The sequence below is a fragment of the Duganella vulcania genome (genome assembly GCF_009857655.1).
GTDB classification, from domain to species: domain Bacteria; phylum Pseudomonadota; class Gammaproteobacteria; order Burkholderiales; family Burkholderiaceae_D; genus Rugamonas; species Rugamonas vulcania.
This window is the reverse complement of the sequence record NZ_WWCX01000002.1, coordinates 234,613-256,896: the sequence shown is the minus strand read 5'-3', so window position 1 is coordinate 256,896 and position 22,284 is coordinate 234,613. Positions and strand designations below refer to the sequence as shown.

The following is a 22,284-nucleotide window of genomic DNA, read 5'->3' as shown; positions in this document are numbered from 1 at the left end:
TCAACCTATGCTCCTCAAACCGTCGACGATGTTGATGCGCACCGCGCGGATGGTGGGCGCGATGGCGGCCAATGCACCGATGACCAGCGCCGCCAGCACCTGCTGCAGCACCGTCAGCCGCGACACCTCGAACACCGGGAACATGGTGCCCATCACCTTGCCGAGGAAGGCGGCGAACGGGAACAGGACGGCGATGCCGATGGCCGCGCCGAACGCCGCCAGCAGCAGCGATTCCCCGAAAATCATCAGCGCCAGGAAGCCGGGCCCGAAGCCGAGCGCCTTCAGGGTGGCGTATTCGCCCAGCCGCTCGCGCGCGCTCATGGCCATGGTGTTGGCCATCACCGCGCCGATGATGACGATCACCACGAACGACACCACGCGAATCGCCACCACGATCGCCTCCGACATCGATACGAAGCCCAATTGGAAGGCCTTTTCGGTTTCGGTCAGCGTCTCGGCCAGCGAGTTGGCGAACTCCTTGTCGACGGCGGCGGAGATGGCGGCGGCGTTTTCCGGCTGGTCGATCTGCACCACGTACACGCCGATCTGGTTGGCGCGGCGCGGCATGACCTTCTTCATCGTCTCGTTGACGTAGTCCCAGTGGAAGAACAGGGTGGCGGTGTTGGTGGTGCTTTGCCTGCCGTCGTAGATGCCGCGCACCGTCAGCTCCCAGTTGCCGGGGTAGATGGTGCCCTTGAGTGGAATGACGTCGCCGACCTTGAATCCATACTGGTCGGCCAGCTTGCGCCCGACGATGCAGCCCTTGCGGTCCTTGAGGAAGTCCGCGCGCTGCTCGGGCGGCAGCAGGTAGTCGGGATAGATGTTCAGGTAGCTCTCGCCGGAGACGGCGAACTGCGCGAAGAAATTCTTCGGATCCTTGTATGTGCCCTGGAACCAGTTGGCGAAGCCGACCCCGGACACGCCCGGCACCGCGCGGATGCGCGCCTGGTAGGACAGCGGCAGCGGGAATACCAGCGAGGTCTTGTTGCGCGTGACCAGCGTGGTGTTGGACGCGCCCTCGGCGCCGGCGTACCACGCGTCGACCACGGTCTGCAGCAGACCGAAGGAAAAGATCGCCACCACCAGGCCGAGTATGGTCAGCGAGGTGCGCAGCTTGTGGCGCATGGCGTTCTTGAAGATCAGCCGCAGCGTGTACATGGTATCAGGCCGGGACAGTCGGTTCGCCGGCGAGCAGTTCGCCCTTGTCGAGGTGGATCATGTTGCGCGCCTGCGCCGCCGCGTTGGCGTCGTGCGTCACCATGATGATGGTCTTGCCCAGCTGCTGGTTGAGCTGCTGCAGCAGCACCAGGATCTCGGCCGCCGAGTTGCGATCCAGGTCGCCGGTCGGCTCGTCGGCCACGATCAGCGTCGGGTCGGTGACGATGGCGCGGGCGATGGCCACGCGCTGCTGCTGGCCGCCGGACAGCTCGTTCGGCGTGTGGTCCATGCGGTCGGCCAGGTTGACCATCTCCAGCGTCAGCTCCACGCGCTCGCGCCGTTCGCGCCGCGACAGGGGCGTGAGCAGCAGCGGCAGCTCGACGTTCTCGAACGCCGACAGCACCGGCATCAGGTTGTAGAACTGGAAGATGAAGCCGACGTTGGTCGAGCGCCAGTGCGCCAGGTCGCTCTCGCTCATGCCGGCGATGTCCAGGCCCGCGATGCGCAGCACGCCGCTATCGGGCTTGTCGATGCCGGCGATGAGGTTGAGCAGGGTGCTCTTGCCGGAGCCGGATGGCCCCATCAGCGCCGTGAAATCGCCGGCCGGTATCGCCAGGCTGATATCGCGCAGCACCTCCACCAGCTGGTCGCCGCGGCGGTAGGACTTGACCAGATGTTCGATCAGTACCAGTGGTTCGCTCATCTTATTTTTTCGCCAGGCTGACGGCGGCGCCGTCGTGCAGCTTGGCGTCCGGCGCCAGCACCACCTTGTCGCCGGGCTTGACGCCTTTGACCTCGGTCAGGTCGCCGATCTTGCGGCCCTGCGTGACCGGCACCTGCCTCACCTTCTCGCCATCGAGCACGAACACCACCGCCTTGCCGTCGCGCGTGGCGATGGCGGCCGGCTGCACGGCGGTCACGGCCTGCCTGTCCTCCGGCGGCACGGGCTTCGACAGGAAGGCCACCTTGGCGCTCATGTCCGGCAGCACGCGCGGGTCGTGGTCGACGAAGCGCACCTTGACCAGCAGGGTGGCCTTGCTGCGGTCCATGGTCGGCACCATGCGCGAGACGGTGCCGGCCAGGTGCAGCTCGGGGAAGGCGTCCAGCAGGATCTCGGTCGGCTGGTCGACGCGGATCTTGCTGAGGTTCGATTCGGAGACGTCGGCCTCCACCTCCAGCGTGTCCATGTCGGCGATGGTGACCACCGCGCCCTTGCTGTCGGCAGCGGAGGAGAAGGGCGTGATGTTGTCGCCGACGTTGGCGCTCTTGGTCAGGATCACGCCGTCGAACGGCGCGCGTATCACCGTCTGGTCCAGCGCCACCTGCGCCACCTGCGCGTTGGCCTTGGCGGCGGCGATGGCGGCGTTGAAGCCGGCGATATTGGCCTTGGCCTTGGTCAGCCGCGCCTGCGCGGTGTCGTAGGCGGAGGCGGTGATGAACTTCTGGTTCAGTAGTTCGGCGGTGCGCTTGAAGTTGGCCTGCGCGTCGAGCAGCTCGGCCTGGCCCTGTTCCAGGTTGGCCTGCGCCACCTTGACGTTGGCCTGCGCCTGGCCCAGCGTGGCGCTGACGTCGCGGTTCTCCAGCCGCGCGATCACCTCGTCCTTCTTGACCTTGCTGCCTTCGAGCACGCCCAGCCACTCCAGCCGGCCGGTGGCCTTGGACGACAGCGCCGCCTTGCGCTGCGCCACCACGTAGCCGGTGGCGTTGAGCAGGGTATAGCTCTGCGACGGCCAGGTCTGGGCCACGGTGACGGTTTCCACGCTGCTCTTGCCGCTGAACTGGCCCATGGCGACCTTGCCGCCAATGCCGGCCACGATCACCACCAGCGCGATCTTGATCCAGCGGCGGCGCTTGGACCGCTGCCCTTGAACCTGCGCGGGAGCACCGCGCTCTATTTTCAACCTTGAGATGTCGGGAGTGGCCACAAATGCCTCGTAAAGAAAGCAAAAAATTAGCAAGAAGTTCACACGAATAGTGCGGGAAAATCCCGGCCGTGGCAAGTCGGTCCGCAATAACATGCCGGCCGTGCCGGGGAGGACGCGCTACCGCTCCGTCCCCATTCGTGCGTTGAACCACATATGCTGGCGGAAGGCTGTGACAACATGGAGCTTTGGAATTTGCTGGGCCCGCTATGACCACCATGCCTGATATAAACCGTACTCCGCCGGCCATCGATGCCGACAAGCTGAAGCTGCTGACGGAGATGCAAAGGAATTCCTTTGAGTATTTCATCCACGAAACCAACCCGGCCAACGGCTTGATCCGCGACAAGACCGAGCCGGGCTGGCCGGCCAGCATCGCCGCGGTCGGTATGGCTCTGACCGTCTACACCATCGGCGTCGAGCGCGGCTGCATGCCGCGCGGCGAGGCCGTGCTGCGCACCCTGACCACCTTGCGCTTCTTTGCCAATTGCGAGCGGGGCACCGGGCCGGACGCCACCGGCTACAAGGGCTTCTACTATCACTTCCTGGACATGGAAAGCGGGGCGCGGGCATGGCGCTGCGAGCTGTCCAGCATCGACACCGCGCTGCTGATCGCCGGCATGCTGGCGGCGGCCGCATATTTCAACGAGGACTCCCCGGGCGAGCGCGAGATCCGCGAACTGGCGCATATGTTGTACCGGCGCGTGGACTGGCAATGGATGCGCGGCCGCAACGGCTTGCTCTGCCACGGCTGGAAGCCGGAACAGGGTTTCCTGCGCTGGCACTGGGAAGGCTACGACGAGGCGCTGATCCTGTACATCCTGGCGCTCGGGTCGCCGACCCATCCGATCGGCCGCGACAGCTATGACGCATGGGCCAGCACCTATGAATGGAAGACGGTGTACGGCATCGACTACCTGTATGCCGGCCCCTTGTTTATTCATCAGATGTCGCACCTCTGGCTGGACCTGCGCGGCATACGCGACGATTTCATGCGTGCGCACGATCTGGACTACTTTGAGAACAGCCGCCGTGCCGCCCATGTGCAGCAGCGCTACGCGATCGAGAATCCGATGGGCTTTCCGGAGTACGGCGAACTGTGCTGGGGTTTCACGGCCAGCGACGGCCCCGGCCCCGCCAGCCGGAAGATCGGCGGCGTGCAGCGCAGGTTTTATGACTACGTGGCACGGAGCGCGCCGTACGGCCCGGACGACGGCACGCTGGCGCCGTGGGCGGTGGCGGCCAGCTTGCCGTTCGCGCCGGAGATCGTCCTGCCCAGCATCGCCCACTTCCAGGGGCTCAAGCTGTGCGAGGCCAATCCCTACGGCTTCAAGGCTTCGTTCTCGACGGTCTTTCACCTGTGCGAGACCGGCTGCCGGCGCTGGGTATCGCCTTACCACTTCGGCATCAACGAAGGCCCGACGGTCGTCATGGTGGAAAATTACCTGAACGATTTTCCCTGGAGCCTGCTGCGGAAAAATATTTATTTGCGCAATGGCTTGCGCAGCGCTGGCTTCACCGGCGGTTGGCTGGACGCATAAGCCGCCGGGAGGCGATACAATCCTGCTTTTCCCCGGATGCTTTTTCCCCATGACGATCCCAATTTCGATCCTTGACGCCCTGGACCGCGCGGACGCTTCGTGGCGTCCGCTGCTGGTGCAGGGGCTGGAGGCCATGATGGCCGCCACGCCCGATTACCTGCCGCAACTGGCGCGGGACCAGTACCTGCCCACCGAACAACGCCTGTTCGCCGCCTTCTCGCTGCCGCTGCAGTACGTGCTTAGCTTTGGAATTTACAAGGATTTTGAAGTCGAATGTCGGCCGATTAGGCACTGCATCGCGGTCGGTGACCTTAGTATTTTTCCCGGCTGTGAAGCCTACTGAGCGCTAAGTACGGTCTCACCATCATCTCTTGAGGGCGGGCGAGGCGTGACAGTGCGAACTGCTCGGTATTGTCATCGGGTGTTACGGGCATCGGCGGATCAACGAAAGCCGACTATTATAGCGACGGAGCGCTGAGCCGGTGCGCTAAAATGTCGGTTCGCATACTATTTTGGCAAGCGGCCTAGTCGTAAACGTGCCCCTGCAATAACCCGCTCAGTCAAGGTTGTTTATAAAAATGTCTGCTGCACGATAGATACACAGCAGCATTGTTCTATCAAGAATCCACCGATTATCTCCACTTTCAGCCAACGAATTTCGTAATTCGCCGATTGGCATAGTATTCTCTATTCGGAAATTTTTATTGCGCGAAGTTCAGTGATCTTTCTCTCTAAAATTTCAATCTGTTTGCTAAATATATTTTCGGCAGGATAGGCTAATTCTATGAAGCGTAAAATTTCTTCTATCTCTAATTCGCTATAAATTTTGGCAAGGCCAGAATGCATGGATTCCTCCCATGGCAGGCTGGATAATGCCTCCGCCAATGATTGAAGAATTTGAATTTTTCCGTCGCCAGGGCACTGAGTAATAGCTTCTGAGAAATGGTAAATTGCATCTATATTTTTTCTGGAGATGAATTTGATTTTTCCTTTTAGCGTATTAATCCTGAAATATTTAGGGGAAATTTTTTCTGCGATAGCTATTTCTCTTTCTGCGCTGGATAGATCATTCTTTGTTAAGAATAGGTCTGCACGATCTATTCTCGTTATTTCATTATCATATATATTTATGGAGGTAAGGAAGTGCAGTTCTGCATCTGAATAATTATTTAATAGTAAGTGAATGTTTCCAATTTCTCGGTGGCTATCAGCTACATTGTAATTGTGATCAAGTGCTGCCCATTCCGATGCCGCTTGATTATAATGTATCAATGCAGCATTAAGGTTTCCGTAATGCTTCTCCAGGTATGCAATTTTCTCGATGTAATTTATTCCGCCAGACAACGATGATATGGCCTTAAACGCACTTTCTGCCTCAACTAAATAATGTCTTGCGTCCTTGAATTGTCCTAATTGAGTTAATGCGGCACCTAACAATAAAGTACAATTCGCTGCCCCTAATGGATCGCCTATCTTGCGAAATAAATCGATGCAATTCCTGTATATCTCTTTGCCAATGTTCGCCTCTCCACGCATCATATAGAGATCCGCTTGAACCATATGACAGTTGGTTTTGCCTAAAGCATCTTTGGTTTCTTCGTACAGTTTAAAGGAGAAGTCCAAATACTCTTGAGCTTTTAAAAAATCCCAGCGACATAAATAAATGCACGCGATATTCTGAAGAGTGTGCGCCTCATTTAAGCGTGTACGGTTATTGCGAAATATTTTTAGAGCTAATTCATGATTTTTTAGAGCAGAATCCAAATCATGGTAAATTACCTGTATTCTTCCTAAAGTACTATAGCAAAGCCCTTCGCCCAAACTTCTATTTTTATCCTTGTAAATTTTTTTCGCGGAAAGAATTATTCTGATAGCCGTTTTGTTATCATCTAAATGATGATGAACCTCCGCCAGCGACTGGAGGCAATTCGCTTCGCCGATTATATTTTTCAAAGAGCGAAATTCCTCAATCGCCTCGTGATAAAGCTGCTTCGCTCTTGGATAGTCCGATTTAATCGTCGCAATATCGCCGTCCAGCTTCTTACAAACCACTCTAAGCTTTTCATCGGGCTGGTTTGTATAATTTATATCATCTAAAGTTGCTTGGGATTTCTCGATCGTGCTCTGCAAATAGTCGAGTTTAGCCCTGTAATACAGTGCCCATGCGATCGAAGACTTGTTTATGTGATGCGAATTTTTTTTAGATAAGACTTTGGTTAGCGTTGACTCAAGTGTAGGGTACTGAAAAATATCAAGCAACTCACTACACAACTCTTGAAGATTTTTTTCCGAGTTTTTTTCTTTTGCTAAAAGCGAGTAAATTGTGGCCTCGGTACGCCAAGCGAGGTCAGCAGAATGAAATTTTCGTGACCATAAACTGCTTAGCCTGTTTATTTTTACAAAACGCAAGGGATCGTTTGCAGATAAACTATTCCATAGGAGATCTCGTGTTTTTTCATGCACGCTCCAGCCGTACCCTGGGAAAATATCTATATAAGGAAGCGCTAGAAACTCCTCAAACTCCTCGCCTGTGAGGGGGGAATCTAAAAGTGAGTTTAGCATTGGTCCATCGAACCACGTTGGGATGGCGGCAGTCCAGACCGCATTTTGTAGTTTTTGCGGTTGCGTAGCTAAATTGAATTTTGTCGATATCCAAGCCTTCTCTTCTTCCGTTTTTGCCGATAAGAGTTCGGTTAATAATGATTCCATTGAAGTCATGACTTTTCCTCAATAGCGTTGATAACTTTATTGGGGAGCGCCTTAATAATTTTCATTATTTCACCAGGTTGGCCATTCAATGCATGACAAATCCCTGCTAACCAGTCCTCAACGGACTTAACAGGGATGTGTTTCTGCAGTGCATCAACGACCGGCATCCATTCGTGAGCTTCGCGTACGCCATATAATTCGTGCACGGTGTGACAGTCACCCCATTCTATGCCAGCTGTAGGTACAGTTTGTCCTGCTATTACCACCCTCACGGAGTCGCACTTTGCGGCGCGAGACAGGAAAGGCCCACTCATCCAATTTTTAACTTCGGCAGGGGCCTGTTCGTACGTGTCAAATACTATAACTAATGGCTTAGTCAACGCAGACATATCGTCGAACCATGCTTCCGTTAGCATAGTTTGACGATATTCTCGTTCGGCTATATCGGAAACCTGAAGTGCAATTCTTATTGAGTTAACTTTTCCTTGTTGATGGATATCATCCAATTTGACCGTTGGTACTTGGCCAGCCATCTCTCTTGCGCAATGATTAAACTTTTCAAGTTTCCCCCAGCCAATATGCGTAGCGCTTCTTGAAAAAATTTCAGTTACTCCCACTGAATTTTCACGAAGTTCAATCGTTATTGGGTCATGAAGACCTTTCATTTCCTTTAGGCAGGAATGCAGCAGAGAAGTTTTTCCACTTCCGCTGTTTCCCTTGATCAGTATTATATTATTTTCACATTTATCTAAAAAGAGATTACCCAAAGCTCTGCGTTGGATATGATAGTTTGCGAAAGGGACGGCCATGAAAATTATCCAATATTAATGCTGTTATTTTTCTTTGATTTTTGCTTGATATTTTCTAGAGTCGCGGAACTACTTTTTGCGTCTATTTCGTTACTTCCATGACTGGTTTCTTGGACGAGATCTTTGAGGGTGGTTTTTTCCGGGAGATGAGTTTCTATTTTTCCTGAAATTTTTCCTGCTTTTATCGATGCGGATCGAATCTTTCCGCGCAAAATTATCACTACTATTGCAATAGCTAAAATTATTGCGGATGAAATAATCAAAGTCGAAGTTGTTGTTTCAGTCATGGCGCTTAGCTTCCATAGCAGTTAGGTGATGTTTTAAGTAACTTTGGGCAACTATACCGTAAATTTCTCCGCCGCACGAATTTTTTACCTGGGAGGATAAGAAGGTTGCGGGCTGTAATACAATCCCCTTTTTTGAGGTGAACTTTTAATGATTATTCCTTCACCACTAGTTGATGCGCTTAAAATAGCGCATAGCTCTTGGCATTCATTGCTGGTGCAGGGGCTGGAGGCCATGATGGCCGCCACGCCCGATTACCTGCCACAACTTGCTCAGGACCAGTACCTGCCCACCGAACAACGCCTGTTTGCCGCCTTTTCGCTGCCGCTGCAGCAGGTGCGCTACGTGCTGGTCGGCGAAGGCCCGTATCCGCGCGCCGAGAGCGCCACCGGCGTCTGCTTCATGGACGGCGCGGTCGGCGGCCTGTGGTCGGACGAGCGGGGTGGCGGGTTGTCCAAGCCGGTCAACAAGGCCACCTCGTTGCGCAATTTCATGAAGATGTTGTTGGTTGCCGACGGTCAGCTGGCGCCGGACAACACCGCCGGCGAGGCCATGGCCGCCGTCGCCGCCCGCGCCCGAAATACGTCGGTCAGCCATATCCAGACGCTGGCCGAGATGCAGCAGAAATTGATCCAGCAGGGGTTTTTGCTGCTGAACGCGTCGCTGGTGTTCCGCAGCCATGTGGCGCCGGCCAAGGATGCCAAGGCCTGGCTGCCGTTTTTCGAGACCGTGATGGCCGGCCTGGCCGCGCAGGCAACCACCAAGCCGACGATGGTGTTGTGGGGAAAGATCGCTGAACTATTGAGCAAGCTGCCGGTCATGCGGGAGTTCCCGCGCATCGTGGCGGAACATCCCTACAACCTGAGCTTCATCGGCAACCGGGACATGCACCAGCTGTTCCAGCCGATGCAGTTGTTGAAACGGTAAGTAACCCTTCTGGCAAAAGGCTCTCCGGGCAAACTTCGTTAAAGTTTGATATACTTGACTAAATCGATCAACTAATCAGCTCTTATGTAACACTGTAATGAGCGATGAGGTCGATATTTTAACCTAGTTGAACCGAGGTAGTGATGCGTCTGACCACCAAAGGCCGTTTTGCTGTGACTGCGATGATCGATCTGGCTTTGCGCCAAGGCAAAGGCCCGGTCACGCTCTCCGGCATCAGCCAGCGCCAGGCCATCTCGCTGTCCTACCTGGAGCAGTTGTTCGGCAAGCTGCGCCGCCACGAGATCGTCGAATCGATCCGTGGTCCGGGCGGCGGCTACAGTCTGGCGCGCCGCGCCGACAAGGTCACCGTGGCCGACATCATCATCGCCGTCGATGAGCCGCTCGATGCGACCCAATGCGGCGGCAAGGAAAATTGCCACGGCGCGGACGCCGCCAGCGGCGCACGCTGCATGACCCACGAACTGTGGGCCACGCTGAACGAAAAAATGGTCGATTACCTGGATTCCGTGTCCCTGCAGGATCTGGTCGATCAACAGAAGCAAAAGAATGCTGAACAAAACGTGGTCGTGATGCACCGTAACCACGCCGCGCTTGGTTAAGAGAACTAGTTAACGGAGTAACCTAGATGAACGCCCCTGAAAAAAACATCGCGCCAGTGAAGTTCCAGACCGCCCCGCATTTCCCGATCTACATGGACTACTCGGCCACCACGCCGATCGATCCACGCGTCGCCGACATGATGATTCCCTACCTGCGCGAACAGTTCGGCAATCCGGCCTCGCGCAGCCACATGTACGGCTGGACCGCGGAGAAAGCGGTGGAAGAGGCGCGCGCCCACGTCGCGGCGCTGGTCAATGCCGACCCGCGTGAGATCATCTGGACCTCCGGCGCCACCGAATCGAACAACCTGGCGATCAAGGGCGCGGCGCAGTTCTACAAGACCAAGGGCAAGCACATCATCACCGTCAAGACCGAGCACAAGGCTGTGCTGGACACGGTGCGCGAACTGGAACGCCAGGGCTTCGAGGCGACCTACCTGGAACCGCAGGACAACGGCCTGATCACCATCGAGCAGCTGACCGCCGCCATCCGCCCGGACACCATCCTGGTCTCCGTCATGCTGGTCAACAACGAGATCGGCGTGATCCAGCCGATCGACGAGATCGGCGCGCTGTGCCGCTCGAAAGGCATCATCTTCCACTGCGACGCCGCGCAAGCGACCGGCAAGGTGGCGATCGACCTGCAAAAGACCAAGTGCGACCTGATGACCTTCACCGCCCACAAGACCTACGGTCCCAAGGGCATCGGCGCGCTGTACGTCTGCCGCAAGCCGCGCGTGCGCATCGAAGCGCAAATGCACGGCGGCGGCCACGAGCGCGGCCTGCGCTCCGGCACCCTGCCGACCCACCAGATCGTCGGCATGGGCGAAGCCTTCCGCCTGGCGAAAGTGGAAATGGACAGCGAGATCGCCCGCATCAAGGGCCTGCGCGACCGCCTGGCCAAGGGCCTGCAGGAAATCGAAGAGACCTACATCAACGGCGACATGGAACACCGCGTGCCGCACAACCTGAACGTCAGCTTCAACTACGTCGAAGGCGAGTCGCTGATCATGGCCGTGAAGGACCTGGCCGTGTCGTCCGGTTCGGCCTGCACCTCGGCCTCGCTGGAGCCATCGTACGTGCTGCGCGCCCTGGGCCGCAGCGACGAGCTGGCGCACAGCTCGATCCGTTTCACCATCGGCCGCTTCACCACCGAAGAGGACATCGACTTCGCCATCAACCTGATGAAGTCCAAGGTACACAAACTGCGTGAGCTGTCGCCACTGTGGGACATGTTCAAAGACGGCATCGACATCAGCTCGATCCAATGGGCAGCCCACTAATTATTCAGATACAGGAGCATCAAAATGGCTTACTCGGAAAAAGTGTTGGACCACTATGAAAATCCACGCAACGTGGGCGCGTTCGAAAAGGGCGACGAGACCGTCGGCACCGGCATGGTCGGCGCGCCGGCTTGCGGCGACGTGATGAAGCTGCAGATCAAGGTCGGCGCCGATGGCCTGATCGAAGACGCGAAGTTCAAGACCTATGGCTGCGGTTCGGCCATCGCATCGAGCTCGCTGGTGACCGAATGGGTCAAGGGCAAGACGCTGGACCAGGCGCTGGCCATCAAGAACACCCAGATCGCCGAAGAGCTGGCGCTGCCGCCGGTGAAAATCCACTGCTCGATCCTGGCGGAAGACGCCATCAAGGCAGCGGTACTGGACTACCAGACCAAGCACCCAGTCGCAGCGTAACCCAGTCATTCCCGCGAAAGCGGGAATCCATGCCGAGCCGGATACGGCCAATCAGCATGGGTTCCCGCCTGCGCGGGAACGACGCAGGAGAATCAAATGGCAATCACCCTGACCGAAAAAGCAGCCAAGCATATCAACCGCTACATCGAGCGCCGTGGTAAAGGCGTCGGCTTGCGTTTTGGCGTGCGTACCACCGGCTGCTCGGGCCTGGCCTACAAGCTGGAATACGTGGACGAAGTCGCGCCGGAAGACAGCGTGTTCGAATCGCACGGCGTCAAAGTATTCGTCGATCCGAAAAGCCTGCCGTACATCGACGGCACCGAGCTCGATTTCGCACGCGAAGGCTTGAACGAAGGCTTCAAGTTCCATAACCCGAACGAGAAAGACGCTTGCGGTTGCGGCGAGAGCTTCCGCATCTGATAAGCCATGCAAAATCACTTTGAGTTGTTCAATCTGCCGCAGCAGTTTGCCGTGGACGCGGGGGCGCTGGACAGCGCCTACCGCGACGTGCAGGGCCGCGTTCATCCCGACAAATTCGTCAATGCCACCGACGCCGAAAAACGCGTCGCCATGCAGTGGGCCACGCGCGCCAACGAAGCCTACCAGACCCTGAAGAATCCGCAGAAGCGCGCACAGTACATGTGCGAGTTGAACGGCGTCGATTTGCAGACCGAGTCGAATACGGCGATGCCGATGGCCTTCCTGATGCAGCAGATGGAATGGCGCGAAGAGCTGGGCGACGCCCGCGCCGCCAAGGACAGCGACGCGCTGGAGGCGCTCGACAAGCAGTTGCGCAACGAACGCAAGGCGCGTTTGGCGGAGATCGAAACGCAGATCGACGCCGGCGATTTCCACGCGGCCGCGCAAGGCGTGCGCGCGCTGATGTTCCTTGAAAAATTCGGCGAAGAAGTCCGCTTCGCCTTCGAAGCAATCGAAGCCTGAGCGCCGCGCCGCGCGCGCGCCTCGGCAGACAAGATAAGAATACAGGTCCATCCATGGCACTTCTGCAAATTTCCGAACCAGGCATGTCCACCGCGCCGCACCAGCATCGGCTGGCGGTCGGTATCGACTTGGGTACCACCAATTCGCTGGTCGCCACGGTGCGCAACAGCATTCCAGAAGTGCTCAGTGACGAGGATGGCCGCCCGCTGCTGCCTTCCGTGGTGCGCTATCTGCCCAACGGCCATGCCAATATCGGCTACAAGGCGCAAGCCGCCCAGACCATCGATCCGAAGAACACCATCGTTTCCGTCAAGCGCTTCATGGGCCGCGGCCTGGCCGATATCGCCTACGCGGAAAACATGCCCTACGATTTCCAGGACACCCCTGGCATGGTGCAGCTGAAGACCATCGCCGGCGTCAAGAGCCCGGTCGAGGTATCGGCGCAGATCCTGGCCACGCTGCGCCAGCGCGCCGAAGATTCGCTGGGCGACGATCTGGTGGGCGCGGTCATCACCGTGCCGGCTTACTTCGACGACGCGCAGCGCCAGGCTACCAAGGATGCGGCGCAACTGGCCGGCATCAACGTGCTGCGCCTGCTGAGCGAGCCTACCGCCGCCGCTATCGCCTACGGCCTGGATAACGGTTCGGAAGGTTTGTACGCCGTCTACGATCTGGGCGGCGGCACCTTCGATATCTCCATCCTCAAGCTGAGCAAGGGCGTGTTCGAAGTGCTGTCCACCGGCGGCGACTCCGCGCTGGGCGGCGACGACTTCGATCATCGCCTGTTCTGCTACATCCACCAGCAGGAAAAACTGGCGCCGCTGTCGGACGAAGACACCGCTGTCTTGATGGTCAAGGCGCGCGAAGCGAAGGAACTGCTGTCGACCAAGTCCGAAGTGACCGTGGACGCGGTGCTCGGCTCGGGCGAGGAAGTGCATCTGAAGATCACCGCCGAGACCTTCCAGGAGATCACCAAGCATTTGATCGAAAAGACCATGAAGGCCATCAAGAAGGCGCTGCGCGACGCCAACGTCGATGCGGACGATATCGATGGCGTGGTCATGGTCGGCGGCGCGACCCGCATGCCGCACGTGCAGCGCGCGGTCAGCGAATACTTCCACACCATCCCGCACGCGAACATCGACCCGGACAAGGTCGTGGCGCTGGGCGCGGCGGTGCAGGCCAATCTGCTGGCCGGCAACCGCGCGCCGGGCGACGACTGGCTGCTGCTGGATGTGATTCCGCTGTCGCTGGGCATCGAGACGATGGGCGGCCTGGTAGAGAAGATCATCCCGCGCAATTCGACCATTCCTTGCGCCCGTGCGCAGGAGTTCACCACCTTCAAGGACGGCCAGACCGCGCTGGCGGTACACGTGCTGCAGGGCGAGCGTGAGCTGGTGTCCGATTGCCGTTCGCTGGCGCGCTTCGAGCTGCGTGGCATTCCGCCGATGGTGGCCGGCGCGGCGCGCATCCGCATCACCTATCAGGTGGATGCGGATGGCTTGCTGTCGGTGTCCGCACGCGAACTGCGCTCCGGCGTGGAAGCGTCGATCGTCGTCAAGCCGGCCTATGGCCTGGGCGACGACGACGTCGCACGCATGCTGCAGGATTCGTACAAGTCGGCCGATGTGGACATGGTCGCCCGCGCACTGCGCGAAGAGCAGGTCGAGGCCGAGCGCATCATGCTGGCCACGCAATCGGCGCTGGATGAAGATGCCGGCTTGCTGAGCGACGAAGAACGCGTGGCGGTCGATGCGTTGATGAACAAGGTGCGCGACGTGGTCGCGCAATCGCAGAGCGGCGCCGCCGATCACGCGGCGGTGAAGTCCGCCGTCGAAGCACTGGCCAACGGCACCGAGGAATTCGCATCGCGCCGCATGGATCGCAGCGTGCGCAGCGCACTGGCCGGCAAGACGCTGGACCAGGTAGTTTAAACAAACCTAGAGGTATCAAGTGCCACAAATCGTATTCCTGCCCCACGCAAAACTGTGCCCGGACGGCGCCGTCATCGAAGCCGAAGCCGGCAAGACGCTGTGCGACGTCATGCTCGAAAATGACATCCACATCGAGCACGCCTGCGAGAAGTCCTGCGCCTGCACCACCTGCCACGTGCTGGTGCGCGAAGGCTTCAACTCGCTGAACGAAGCCTCCGAGACCGAGGAAGACCTGCTGGACAAGGCCTGGGGCCTGGAAGCCGTGTCGCGCCTGTCGTGCCAGGCCGTGGTGGCGGACGAGGACCTGGTCGTCGAGATCCCGAAATACACCATCAATCACGCAAGCGAAGGCGGGCACTGAGATGAAGTGGACCGACATCACCGCGATTGCGGAAGCGCTCTACGATAAGCACCCGGACATCGATCCGGCGACTATCCGCTTCACCGATCTGCACAACTGGATCGTCGACCTCGAAGAGTTCGACGACGACCACACGCGCGGTGGTGAAAAAGTCCTCGAGGCGATACAGCAGGCGTGGATCGATGAAGCCAAGTAAGCAAGCGACCAGGATCGGCGCAACCGTCACCGGCGCGGACAACATGCCGGAAATCCGCGAAGGCCAGACCGTCGCGCTGCTGCAAGAGCTGCACATCCTCACCCGCGACGGCAAGATGAACCAGGACAGCCGCCGCAAGCTGAAGCAGGTCTACCACCTGTACCAGTTCATCGAGCCGCTGCTGAAGGAAGTGCTGGCCGAGAAGGAGAGCGTGTCGCTGGTGGACCACGGCGCCGGCAAGTCCTACCTCGGCTTCATCATCTACGACCTGTTCTTCAAGGCGCTGAACGACAGCTCGCACATCTACGGCATCGAAACCCGCGAAGAGCTGGTGGCGCGTTCGCAGGAACTGGCCAAGCAGTTCAACTTCCCCGGCATGTCCTTCCTGCCGCTGTCGGTGGCCGAGTCCACCGAATCGAAGCTGCTGCCGGACCAGATCGACGTCGTCACCGCACTCCACGCCTGCAACACGGCGACCGACGACGCCATTCACTTCGCGCTGAAGAAGAAGGCCAAGTACATGGTGCTGGTGCCGTGCTGCCAGGCGGAGGTCGCGTCGGTGCTGAAGAAGAACAAGGGCAAGTCGCTGGCCAAGTCGGCGCTGACCGAGATCTGGCGCCACCCGATCCACACGCGCGAATTCGGCAGCCAGATCACCAACGTGCTGCGCTGCCTGCAACTGGAAGCCCACGGCTACCAGGTCAATGTGACGGAGCTGGTGGGCTGGGAGCACTCGATGAAGAATGAGCTGATCATCGCCACCTACAAGAACCTGCCGCGCCAGCGGCCATCGGAGCGCTTGCAGGAAGTGCTGGAGACATTGGGGCTGGAGGAGATGGGCAACCGATTCTTCACACAGCAGGTAGCAAAACAGTAAAACAGAAGGGGCAGGGAACGATGAGTGAGCTGAACGAAAAATGGTTGGACCTCCGCAGCGACACCGTCACCCGCCCCAGCGCGGCGATGCGCGCCGCGATGAACGCGGCGGACGTCGGCGACGATGTCTACGGCGATGATCCCACCGTCAACCACCTGCAGGAATATACGGCCGATTTGTTCGGCTACGAGGCTGCGTTGTTCGCGCCGTCCGGCACGCAGAGCAACCTGCTGGCGTTGCTGGCCCACTGCGGCCGCGGCGACGAATACCTGGTCGGGCAGGAAGCCCATACCTACCGCTACGAAGGTGGCGGCGCGGCGGTGCTGGGCAGTATCCAGCCGCAGCCCATCATCAACCAGCCGGACGGCAGCATCGCGCTGGCCGACATCGAAGCCTACATCAAGCCTGACGATTTCCACTTTGCGCGCACCAAGCTGCTGGCGTTGGAGAACACCATCGGCGGCCGCGTGCTGGGCCTCGAGTACCTTAAGCAGGCGACCACGCTGGCGCATGAACGCGGCCTGGCCACGCACCTCGACGGCGCGCGCGTCTGCAATGCCGCCGTCAAGCTGGGCGTGAGCCCACGCGCGGCGGTGGCGGGCTTCGATTCGGTCTCGGTGTGCCTGTCCAAGGGCCTGGGCGCGCCGGTCGGCTCCGTCCTGTGCGGCAGCAAGCCGCTGATCGCCGAGGCCAAGCGCTGGCGCAAGATGCTGGGCGGCGGCATGCGCCAGGCCGGCATGATCGCGGCTGGCGGCTTGTACGCGCTGCAGCACAACTTCGAACGGCTGGCGGAAGACCACGACAACGCCGCCTACTTCGCAAGCGAACTGGCGAAGCTGAAGCACATCAAGGTCAGCGCGCCGCAAACTAATATTTTTTACGTCGATATCCCGGCCGATGCCTGCCGTGGCTTGAACGACGTGCTGCAACTGACCCGCATCCGCGTATCGATGTCGCCGCACCTGCGCATCGTCACGCACATGGATGCATCGCGCGAGGACATCGACCGCGCCATTACCGTTTTTGGAGATTTCTTCGGATGACCGATAGCACCACTGATAACACCGTCCGCCTGGCCAAGCGCCTGTCGGAGATGCGCCCTTGCTCGCGCCGCGAAGCCGAACTCTATATCGAGGGCGGTTTCGTCAGCGTGGACGGCGTTGTGGTGGAGGAGGCGGGCGCCCGCGTGACGCTGGAACAGCGGATCGAAGTCGCGCCGGACGCCACGCTGCTGGAGATCCAGCCGGTGACGATCCTGCTGCACAAACCGGTGGGCGCCAACGGCGGCATCGGCAAGGACGGTTCGCCGGCCGTGCATCTGCTGAACCCCGCCTCGCTGACGCGATCCGCGCCGGGCCAGCGCTTCCTCAAGCGCCACCTGGCCAACCTGACGCTGACCACGCCGCTGGAGACCAAGGCCAGCGGCCTGCTGGTGTTCACGCAGGACTTCCGAGTCAGCCGCAAGCTGGTCGACGAAGCGGCCAAGATCGAGCACGAGATCATCGCCGAGGTGACCGGCACCATCGCGGAAAACGGCCTGGCGCTGCTGAACCACGGCCTGCCGTTCAACGGCAAGCCGCTGCCGCCGATGAAGGTCAGCTGGCAGAACGAGAATCGCCTGCGCTTCGCGCCGAAGAATCCCAAGCCGGGCCAGATCGAACATATGTGCAAGCTGGTTGGCCTGACCGTGGTGTCGATGAAGCGCATCCGCATCGGCCGCATCGCGATGGCGAGCCTGCCGGTAGGCGAGTGGCGCTACCTGCAGGATCACGAGCGCTTCTGATTACTTCCCGGTGGTCTGCGACAAAATGAAGGCGTAGGTATCGGCCGACTCGGCATCCTGCTGCGCGCGGGTCGAGCCCATGCCGTGGCCGGCGTCGAAGTCCACCCGCAGCAGCACCGGCTTGCCGCTGGCCGTCGCCGACTGCAGGCGCGCCGCCATCTTCGCCGGATGGAACGGCGCCACGCGCGGATCGGTCACGCCGGTCGTCAGCATGATGGCTGGGTATTTGGTGCCATCCACCACTTGCTGATAGCTGTCGATGCTCTTCAGCGCCTTGAAGCCGGCCGGATCGGCGATCGCTCCCCATTCAGGCTCCTCGCCATAGCCGTTCTGCTCCGCCACGTAGCGCAGCGGATTGTGCCAACCCACTCCCGACACCACCGCCGCGAACAGGTCCGGCCGCTCCTCCAGCGCGCGGCCCATGGTGATGCCGCCGGCCGAACGGCCGCCGATCGCCATGCTGGCCGGCGAGGTGTAACCCTTGGCGTTCATGTCCTCGCACACGGCGATCAGGTCGCGCCAGGTGTTCGGTTTGTTTTCCAGCTGGCCGGCGCGGTGCCACTGGCGTCCGAACTCGCCGCCGCCGCGCACATTGGCGTAGCCGATGATGGCGCCCTGGTCGGCCAATGCCAGCGTGCGGCCCGCGAACGAGGGCGTGTACGCGGCCGAGCCATAGCTGCCGTAGGCGGAGATGAAGGCCGGATTCTTACCGTCCATCTTCAGGCCTTTTTTGTAGATCAGGCTATACGGGATCTGCGTGCCGTCCTTGGCGGTGGCGTAGCGCCGCTCGGTGGTGTAGGCGCTGGTGTCGATGGCCGGCTTCGGCGTGATGCCGGTGTCGCTCATCTTGCCGTCGGCGCCCACGCTCCAGATGCCGGCCGGTTCCAGCCAGCCGGTCAGCATGGCCAGCGCGCCCGCCGCATTCGGGTCGGCCTCGATCTCGCGCAGCGTGCCTTCGAAGGGCAGGGCGATGGTGGTCAGCTTGCCGTCGTTACCCAGGCGCTGCAGCGCGCTCGGGCCGCCGTCCATCGCCCGCAGGTACAGGCCGTCCTTGGCGCGCGCCATGCCTTGCAGGACCAATTTCGACTCGGCCACCACTTCGGTGGCCTTGGCCAGCGACGGCGCCCTGGCCGAGGTTTTCAGCAGGCGTCCGCGCGGATGGTCCTTGGTCGACAGCAGGTACAGGTCGTCGCCGTGCAGGTCCACGCCGGTCACCTCGTCGGCGAAGTCGGCCACCAGCTGCCATTTGGCTTTGCCCTTGACGACGTCGCGCAGCGGCGCGGCGTAGATGCGCTTCTCGTGCCGCACGTCGGCCAGGATCAGCAGCGCGGTGGCGGAGTGCTGCGCGGTGCCGATGTACGGCGCCTGGATTTTTTCATACACGATCGCCGGATCGAAGCCGCGCTTCATCAGCAGCGGATCCTTGGCCGGATCGGTGCCCAGCTTGTGGAAGCGCGCCGTCGAATCGAGGTAGCGTTCCGGCGTGTTGTTCTTGCCGGTCAGCTGGTTGTAGAAGAAACCGGAGCTGTCGTCCAGCCAGTTGGGATCGGCGGCCTGCGTGTCGGCGATGCGCTCCTTGAGGATGGCACCGGTGCGCACGTCCATGATCTGCAGGACCGAGTCTTCGCTGCCGTCCCTGGACAGCCCGTAGACCAGCTTGCTGCCGTCCGGCGAGGCTTCCCACCAGTCCAGCGAGACATGGCTGGTCTTGGTGTCGAGCGCGGTTGGATCGACCAGCACCCGGTCCTTGCCGCCCTCGCGCACGAACAGCTTGAAGTTGTTGGCGCCGGCCGGACGCTGCTGGTAGAACAGGCGCACGCCGGCTTTCTGCACGCGCGCCGGCGTGGCCACGTCGCCGGACAGTTGCTGGATGCGGGCCAGTAGCACGTCGCGTTTCGGCAATGCGTCGAGCACGGCGCGGGCGTGGGCGTTCTGCTGCTTGAGGTAGGGCAGCCAGTCGGGGTCCTTGTCGTTTTCCATCCAGCGATAGCGGTCCACCACGGCCTCGCCGAAGTAGGTGTCGCTGACGGGTTCAACCCGCGCCACGGGCGCGGCGGGAATGTCGGCCGCGAACGCGGCCGAGGCTGACAGGGCGATGGCCGCCCCGTACATCAAGCAAACAGCTTTGGTCATTTGTACCCCCTGTGGCGAAAGACTTATTCTGCCACAGAAGATTGCAAGAATTACACCGCCGGCACGGCCTTCTTTTTCTTTTCCGGCGGAGGCAGCTGGACCAGGCGGGTGCCGGTCAGTTTGTCGTGCAGGAACTGGCGGTCCTTGTCGAGGAAGGCCGTCAGCGACCACAACAGGATGCCGGCGCCGACCGCGCCCAGCGCCTGCCATTTGTGCAGGTCCAGCACCAGCGCCGCCAGCAGCGCCGGCAGCACCCACATCCAGCTCAGCAGGTAGCGCACGGCGGCGGTCTGCAGCGACAGGTGGCTATGGCCGGGACGCACCAGCTTGAGGCGCCAGGTCTTCATCGCCAGCGTCTGGCCGTCGCGGCTCCACTGGTGGATGAAGTAGGCGCCCAGCACCAGGAAGGCCAGCGCCTGGCGCATGTGTTCCATGGTCGGCGTGTGGCTGCCGTGGGTGGCGATTTCAAAGACCAGGAAGGGCAGGAACAGCACCGCGAAGCCCAGCAGGGTTTCATAGACCATCGAAATCAGACGGCGCTTGACGGTGGGGATGGTGGCCGGCTGCTTATTTGACATTGCTGTTGGCGGGCTGTGCTGGCGGAACGGATGCCGGCGCGGAGGGCGCGATCACGGGGGCGACGTTCGAGGCGTTGGGAATGGGCGCGCCGGTGGCCGGGTCGATGCCGGGCGCCGGTGCGGGCGCCGGGGTGGCGACTGGCCCGACCACCGGCGTCGTGGCGGGGCTGGCTCCGGTCGGCACCGGCGGCTTGATCGGCGCCACTGTTTTTATCTTGCTCTGGGTCGGCGTCGGCAGATTGGCGACCTGCTTCTTCATCGCCGCCTTGGCCGCCAGTTCCTTCTTCTGCTCTTCGGAGAGCTGCTGGTAGGACTCCCATTGCGTGGTTTTCTGCGACGGATCGATCTTCTGCGCGCGGGCGAAGTTCTGGCGCACCTGGCGGCGCTCCTCCGGCGTCATCTTGACCCATTCGCGCATGCGTTCCTGCACGCGGGCCTGCTCGTCCGGCTTCATCGAGGCGTAGCGCTTGACGATGCCCAGCCATTTTTGCTTGCGGATCGGCTCCAACTGGTCCCATTCGGGCGCCAGCGGCTCCAGCGCCTGCTGTTGCGCGGGCGTCAAATCCTTCCACATGGTTTTGTCGGCCGACTTGGCCGGTGCATGCTTGCCCGCCGCCGTGCCCTGCTGCGAGCCGGAAGCGGATGCGCCTTGCGCCGCAGGCTGCGCCGGCGTTTCCGAACGGCCGCAGCCAATCAGCGCCGCGCTTGCCACCGTCAATACCGCTACCGCTTTAGCGCCCCATGTTGCGTGACCGCTCAATGCCATGCCGCTTACTCGCTTTGAGCCAGATAGGCGTTAAAACCGTGGTCCAGATAGGCGGACAGCGGCAATTCGTCGGACAGCACGGCAGCGTCGAGCTCGGCCAGGTCGGCCACGCGCTGTTCCTGCTCGTACTGGTAGATGCCGGCCAGGCCGCCTACCAGCAACAGCAGCGGCAGGGCCACGCTCATGCGGGTCATCCAGCTGAACGAGAAGAAGCCGGTGCCGGCGCCAGCCAGCGCGTTCTTGCGCACGCTCACCTTCAGCGGCGCCTCCACGTGGGCTTTCTTGCGGGCGAGCGCCATCTTGCGCGCTTGCGCCAGGCGGTCGGTGGTCGATGCGGGCAGATCGTCCAGGTGCTCGTTGAGCGCGTGGCGCACCTTGTAAGCGAAATTCAGATCGTCGGTATTCATAGTTTGATTCCCTTGGCTTTGAGCGATTCGGCGAGCGTGTGTGTTGCGCGTGAGCAATGTGTCTTCACGCTCCCCTCGGAACATCCCATCGCTTCGGCTGTTTCAGCTACATCCATGTCCTGCCAATAACGCATAAGGAAGGCTTCTCGTTGACGCGCCGGAAGCTTTTGTACTTCGGCATCGATCAGGGCCAGCATCTGCTGGCGCTCGACCTGGTCCGCACTGGATTCGGCGGCGGCGGAACCCTCTTCGGCGGCGTAGGATTCAAGCAGGTCGAAGTCGTCGTGCTCGTCGCCCGAGGGACCCATGCCGGAGAACAGGCTGACCCAGGTGTTGCGGACCTTTTCTCTGCGGAAATAGTCGAGGATGGTGGTTTGCAGGATGCGCTGGAACAGCATCGGCAGCTCGGCGGCCGGCTTGTCGCCGTATTTCTCGGCGAGCTTGATCATCGCGTCCTGCACGATGTCCAATGCGGATTCGTCCTTGCGCACTGCGTAGACGGCTTGTTTAAAGGCACGCCGTTCGACGTTTTCGAGAAAGTCGGATAATTCTTTGTCTGTGGCCATGCGTCGGGTGTGGGTACTGCCGGGAAAGCCGGCGCTGGGCCGCTTGATGGCGGCTCGTGAACTGAGCGCATGC

Annotated in this window: 25 protein-coding genes; 14 read left to right on the top strand and 11 right to left on the bottom strand. The window is 60.2% G+C overall.

The window, feature by feature from the left end; all coding sequences use genetic code 11:
• The 3 genes from GTP90_RS04220 to GTP90_RS04210 are packed head-to-tail and all read right to left on the bottom strand — an operon-like array spanning position 1 to position 3,083.
• Positions 1-1,158 (bottom strand): ABC transporter permease, encoded by a 1,158-nt coding sequence (locus GTP90_RS04220; protein WP_161082302.1) that lies wholly within the window; start codon positions 1,156-1,158, stop codon positions 1-3.
• Between the two features lie 4 nt (positions 1,159-1,162).
• A complete protein-coding gene (locus tag GTP90_RS04215) occupies positions 1,163-1,861 on the bottom strand; it encodes an ABC transporter ATP-binding protein (RefSeq protein WP_161082301.1) in 699 nt (232 codons plus the stop codon).
• A gap of 1 nt (position 1,862) precedes the next feature.
• The gene (locus GTP90_RS04210) at positions 1,863-3,083 is read right to left on the bottom strand and encodes an efflux RND transporter periplasmic adaptor subunit (RefSeq protein ID WP_161082300.1); all 1,221 of its coding nucleotides are present in this window, start codon (positions 3,081-3,083) and stop codon (positions 1,863-1,865) included.
• A gap of 215 nt (positions 3,084-3,298) precedes the next feature.
• Between GTP90_RS04210 and GTP90_RS04205 the strand changes: the two genes are divergently transcribed.
• Positions 3,299-4,621 (top strand): glucoamylase family protein, encoded by a 1,323-nt coding sequence (locus GTP90_RS04205; protein WP_371875017.1) that lies wholly within the window; start codon positions 3,299-3,301, stop codon positions 4,619-4,621.
• Between the two features lie 49 nt (positions 4,622-4,670).
• Positions 4,671-4,964 (top strand): hypothetical protein, encoded by a 294-nt coding sequence (locus GTP90_RS37550; protein ID WP_371875016.1) that lies wholly within the window; start codon positions 4,671-4,673, stop codon positions 4,962-4,964.
• Between the two features lie 344 nt (positions 4,965-5,308).
• Here GTP90_RS37550 and GTP90_RS04195 read toward each other — a convergent pair whose 3' ends face one another.
• The 3 genes from GTP90_RS04195 to GTP90_RS04185 are packed head-to-tail and all read right to left on the bottom strand — an operon-like array spanning position 5,309 to position 8,426.
• Entirely contained in the window at positions 5,309-7,339 is a 2,031-nt protein-coding gene (locus GTP90_RS04195) for a tetratricopeptide repeat protein (protein ID WP_161082298.1), read from the bottom strand.
• Positions 7,336-8,139, bottom strand: coding sequence for an ATP-binding protein (locus tag GTP90_RS04190; protein ID WP_161082297.1), 804 nt, complete (start codon positions 8,137-8,139; stop codon positions 7,336-7,338). The genes GTP90_RS04195 and GTP90_RS04190 overlap by 4 nt, the downstream gene beginning before the upstream one ends.
• Before the next feature lie 5 nt (positions 8,140-8,144).
• Positions 8,145-8,426: a hypothetical protein gene (locus tag GTP90_RS04185; protein WP_161082296.1), complete on the bottom strand. Its 282-nt coding sequence runs from the start codon at positions 8,424-8,426 to the stop codon at positions 8,145-8,147.
• A 148-nt stretch (positions 8,427-8,574) separates the two neighbouring features.
• On the opposite strand from GTP90_RS04185, the gene GTP90_RS04180 reads away from it, so the two are divergent.
• The 12 genes from GTP90_RS04180 (at position 8,575) to GTP90_RS04125 (ending at position 17,761) form a co-directional block, all read left to right on the top strand.
• Positions 8,575-9,351, top strand: a complete 777-nt coding sequence (locus GTP90_RS04180; RefSeq protein ID WP_161082295.1) for a uracil-DNA glycosylase family protein — start codon at positions 8,575-8,577, stop codon at positions 9,349-9,351.
• Positions 9,352-9,494: 143 nt separating this feature from the next.
• Positions 9,495-9,971 carry a Fe-S cluster assembly transcriptional regulator IscR gene (gene iscR, locus GTP90_RS04175; RefSeq protein WP_008450513.1) on the top strand — a complete coding sequence of 159 codons (477 nt, stop codon included), beginning with the start codon at positions 9,495-9,497 and terminating at the stop codon, positions 9,969-9,971.
• 26 nt (positions 9,972-9,997) lie between these two features.
• Positions 9,998-11,254 carry an IscS subfamily cysteine desulfurase gene (locus GTP90_RS04170; protein WP_161082294.1) on the top strand — a complete coding sequence of 419 codons (1,257 nt, stop codon included), beginning with the start codon at positions 9,998-10,000 and terminating at the stop codon, positions 11,252-11,254.
• A 24-nt stretch (positions 11,255-11,278) separates the two neighbouring features.
• On the top strand, positions 11,279-11,668 hold the full coding sequence (gene iscU, locus GTP90_RS04165) for a Fe-S cluster assembly scaffold IscU (RefSeq protein ID WP_008450509.1): 390 nt from the start codon (positions 11,279-11,281) through the stop codon (positions 11,666-11,668).
• A gap of 96 nt (positions 11,669-11,764) precedes the next feature.
• Positions 11,765-12,088 carry an iron-sulfur cluster assembly protein IscA gene (gene iscA, locus GTP90_RS04160; RefSeq protein ID WP_117013419.1) on the top strand — a complete coding sequence of 108 codons (324 nt, stop codon included), beginning with the start codon at positions 11,765-11,767 and terminating at the stop codon, positions 12,086-12,088.
• Positions 12,089-12,094: 6 nt separating this feature from the next.
• On the top strand, positions 12,095-12,610 hold the full coding sequence (hscB, locus tag GTP90_RS04155; protein ID WP_161082293.1) for a Fe-S protein assembly co-chaperone HscB: 516 nt from the start codon (positions 12,095-12,097) through the stop codon (positions 12,608-12,610).
• Between the two features lie 53 nt (positions 12,611-12,663).
• A complete protein-coding gene (gene hscA / locus GTP90_RS04150) occupies positions 12,664-14,544 on the top strand; it encodes a Fe-S protein assembly chaperone HscA (RefSeq protein ID WP_161082292.1) in 1,881 nt (626 codons plus the stop codon).
• Between the two features lie 19 nt (positions 14,545-14,563).
• Positions 14,564-14,905 (top strand): ISC system 2Fe-2S type ferredoxin, encoded by a 342-nt coding sequence (gene fdx / locus GTP90_RS04145; RefSeq protein WP_117013424.1) that lies wholly within the window; start codon positions 14,564-14,566, stop codon positions 14,903-14,905.
• Between the two features lies 1 nt (position 14,906).
• Positions 14,907-15,101: a Fe-S cluster assembly protein IscX gene (iscX, locus tag GTP90_RS04140; RefSeq protein ID WP_117013425.1), complete on the top strand. Its 195-nt coding sequence runs from the start codon at positions 14,907-14,909 to the stop codon at positions 15,099-15,101.
• The gene (locus GTP90_RS04135; RefSeq protein WP_161082291.1) at positions 15,088-15,978 is read left to right on the top strand and encodes a class I SAM-dependent methyltransferase; all 891 of its coding nucleotides are present in this window, start codon (positions 15,088-15,090) and stop codon (positions 15,976-15,978) included. Before iscX ends, GTP90_RS04135 begins: the two co-directional genes overlap by 14 nt.
• Before the next feature lie 20 nt (positions 15,979-15,998).
• Positions 15,999-17,021 carry a low-specificity L-threonine aldolase gene (gene ltaE / locus GTP90_RS04130; protein ID WP_161082290.1) on the top strand — a complete coding sequence of 341 codons (1,023 nt, stop codon included), beginning with the start codon at positions 15,999-16,001 and terminating at the stop codon, positions 17,019-17,021.
• Positions 17,018-17,761 (top strand): rRNA pseudouridine synthase, encoded by a 744-nt coding sequence (locus GTP90_RS04125; RefSeq protein ID WP_161082289.1) that lies wholly within the window; start codon positions 17,018-17,020, stop codon positions 17,759-17,761. Before ltaE ends, GTP90_RS04125 begins: the two co-directional genes overlap by 4 nt.
• Here GTP90_RS04125 and GTP90_RS04120 read toward each other — a convergent pair whose 3' ends face one another.
• The 5 genes from GTP90_RS04120 to GTP90_RS04100 are packed head-to-tail and all read right to left on the bottom strand — an operon-like array spanning position 17,762 to position 22,211.
• Complete coding sequence (locus GTP90_RS04120) at positions 17,762-19,894, bottom strand: prolyl oligopeptidase family serine peptidase (protein WP_161082288.1); 2,133 nt, start codon at positions 19,892-19,894, stop codon at positions 17,762-17,764.
• A gap of 50 nt (positions 19,895-19,944) precedes the next feature.
• Complete coding sequence (locus GTP90_RS04115; RefSeq protein WP_161082287.1) at positions 19,945-20,472, bottom strand: RDD family protein; 528 nt, start codon at positions 20,470-20,472, stop codon at positions 19,945-19,947.
• A complete protein-coding gene (locus tag GTP90_RS04110) occupies positions 20,462-21,184 on the bottom strand; it encodes a DUF3106 domain-containing protein (RefSeq protein ID WP_371875018.1) in 723 nt (240 codons plus the stop codon). Before GTP90_RS04110 ends, GTP90_RS04115 begins: the two co-directional genes overlap by 11 nt.
• Before the next feature lie 59 nt (positions 21,185-21,243).
• Complete coding sequence (locus GTP90_RS04105) at positions 21,244-21,645, bottom strand: DUF3619 family protein (RefSeq protein ID WP_161082285.1); 402 nt, start codon at positions 21,643-21,645, stop codon at positions 21,244-21,246.
• Positions 21,642-22,211, bottom strand: coding sequence for an RNA polymerase sigma factor (locus GTP90_RS04100; protein ID WP_161082284.1), 570 nt, complete (start codon positions 22,209-22,211; stop codon positions 21,642-21,644). Before GTP90_RS04100 ends, GTP90_RS04105 begins: the two co-directional genes overlap by 4 nt.
• Between the last annotated feature and the right edge of the window lie 73 nt (positions 22,212-22,284).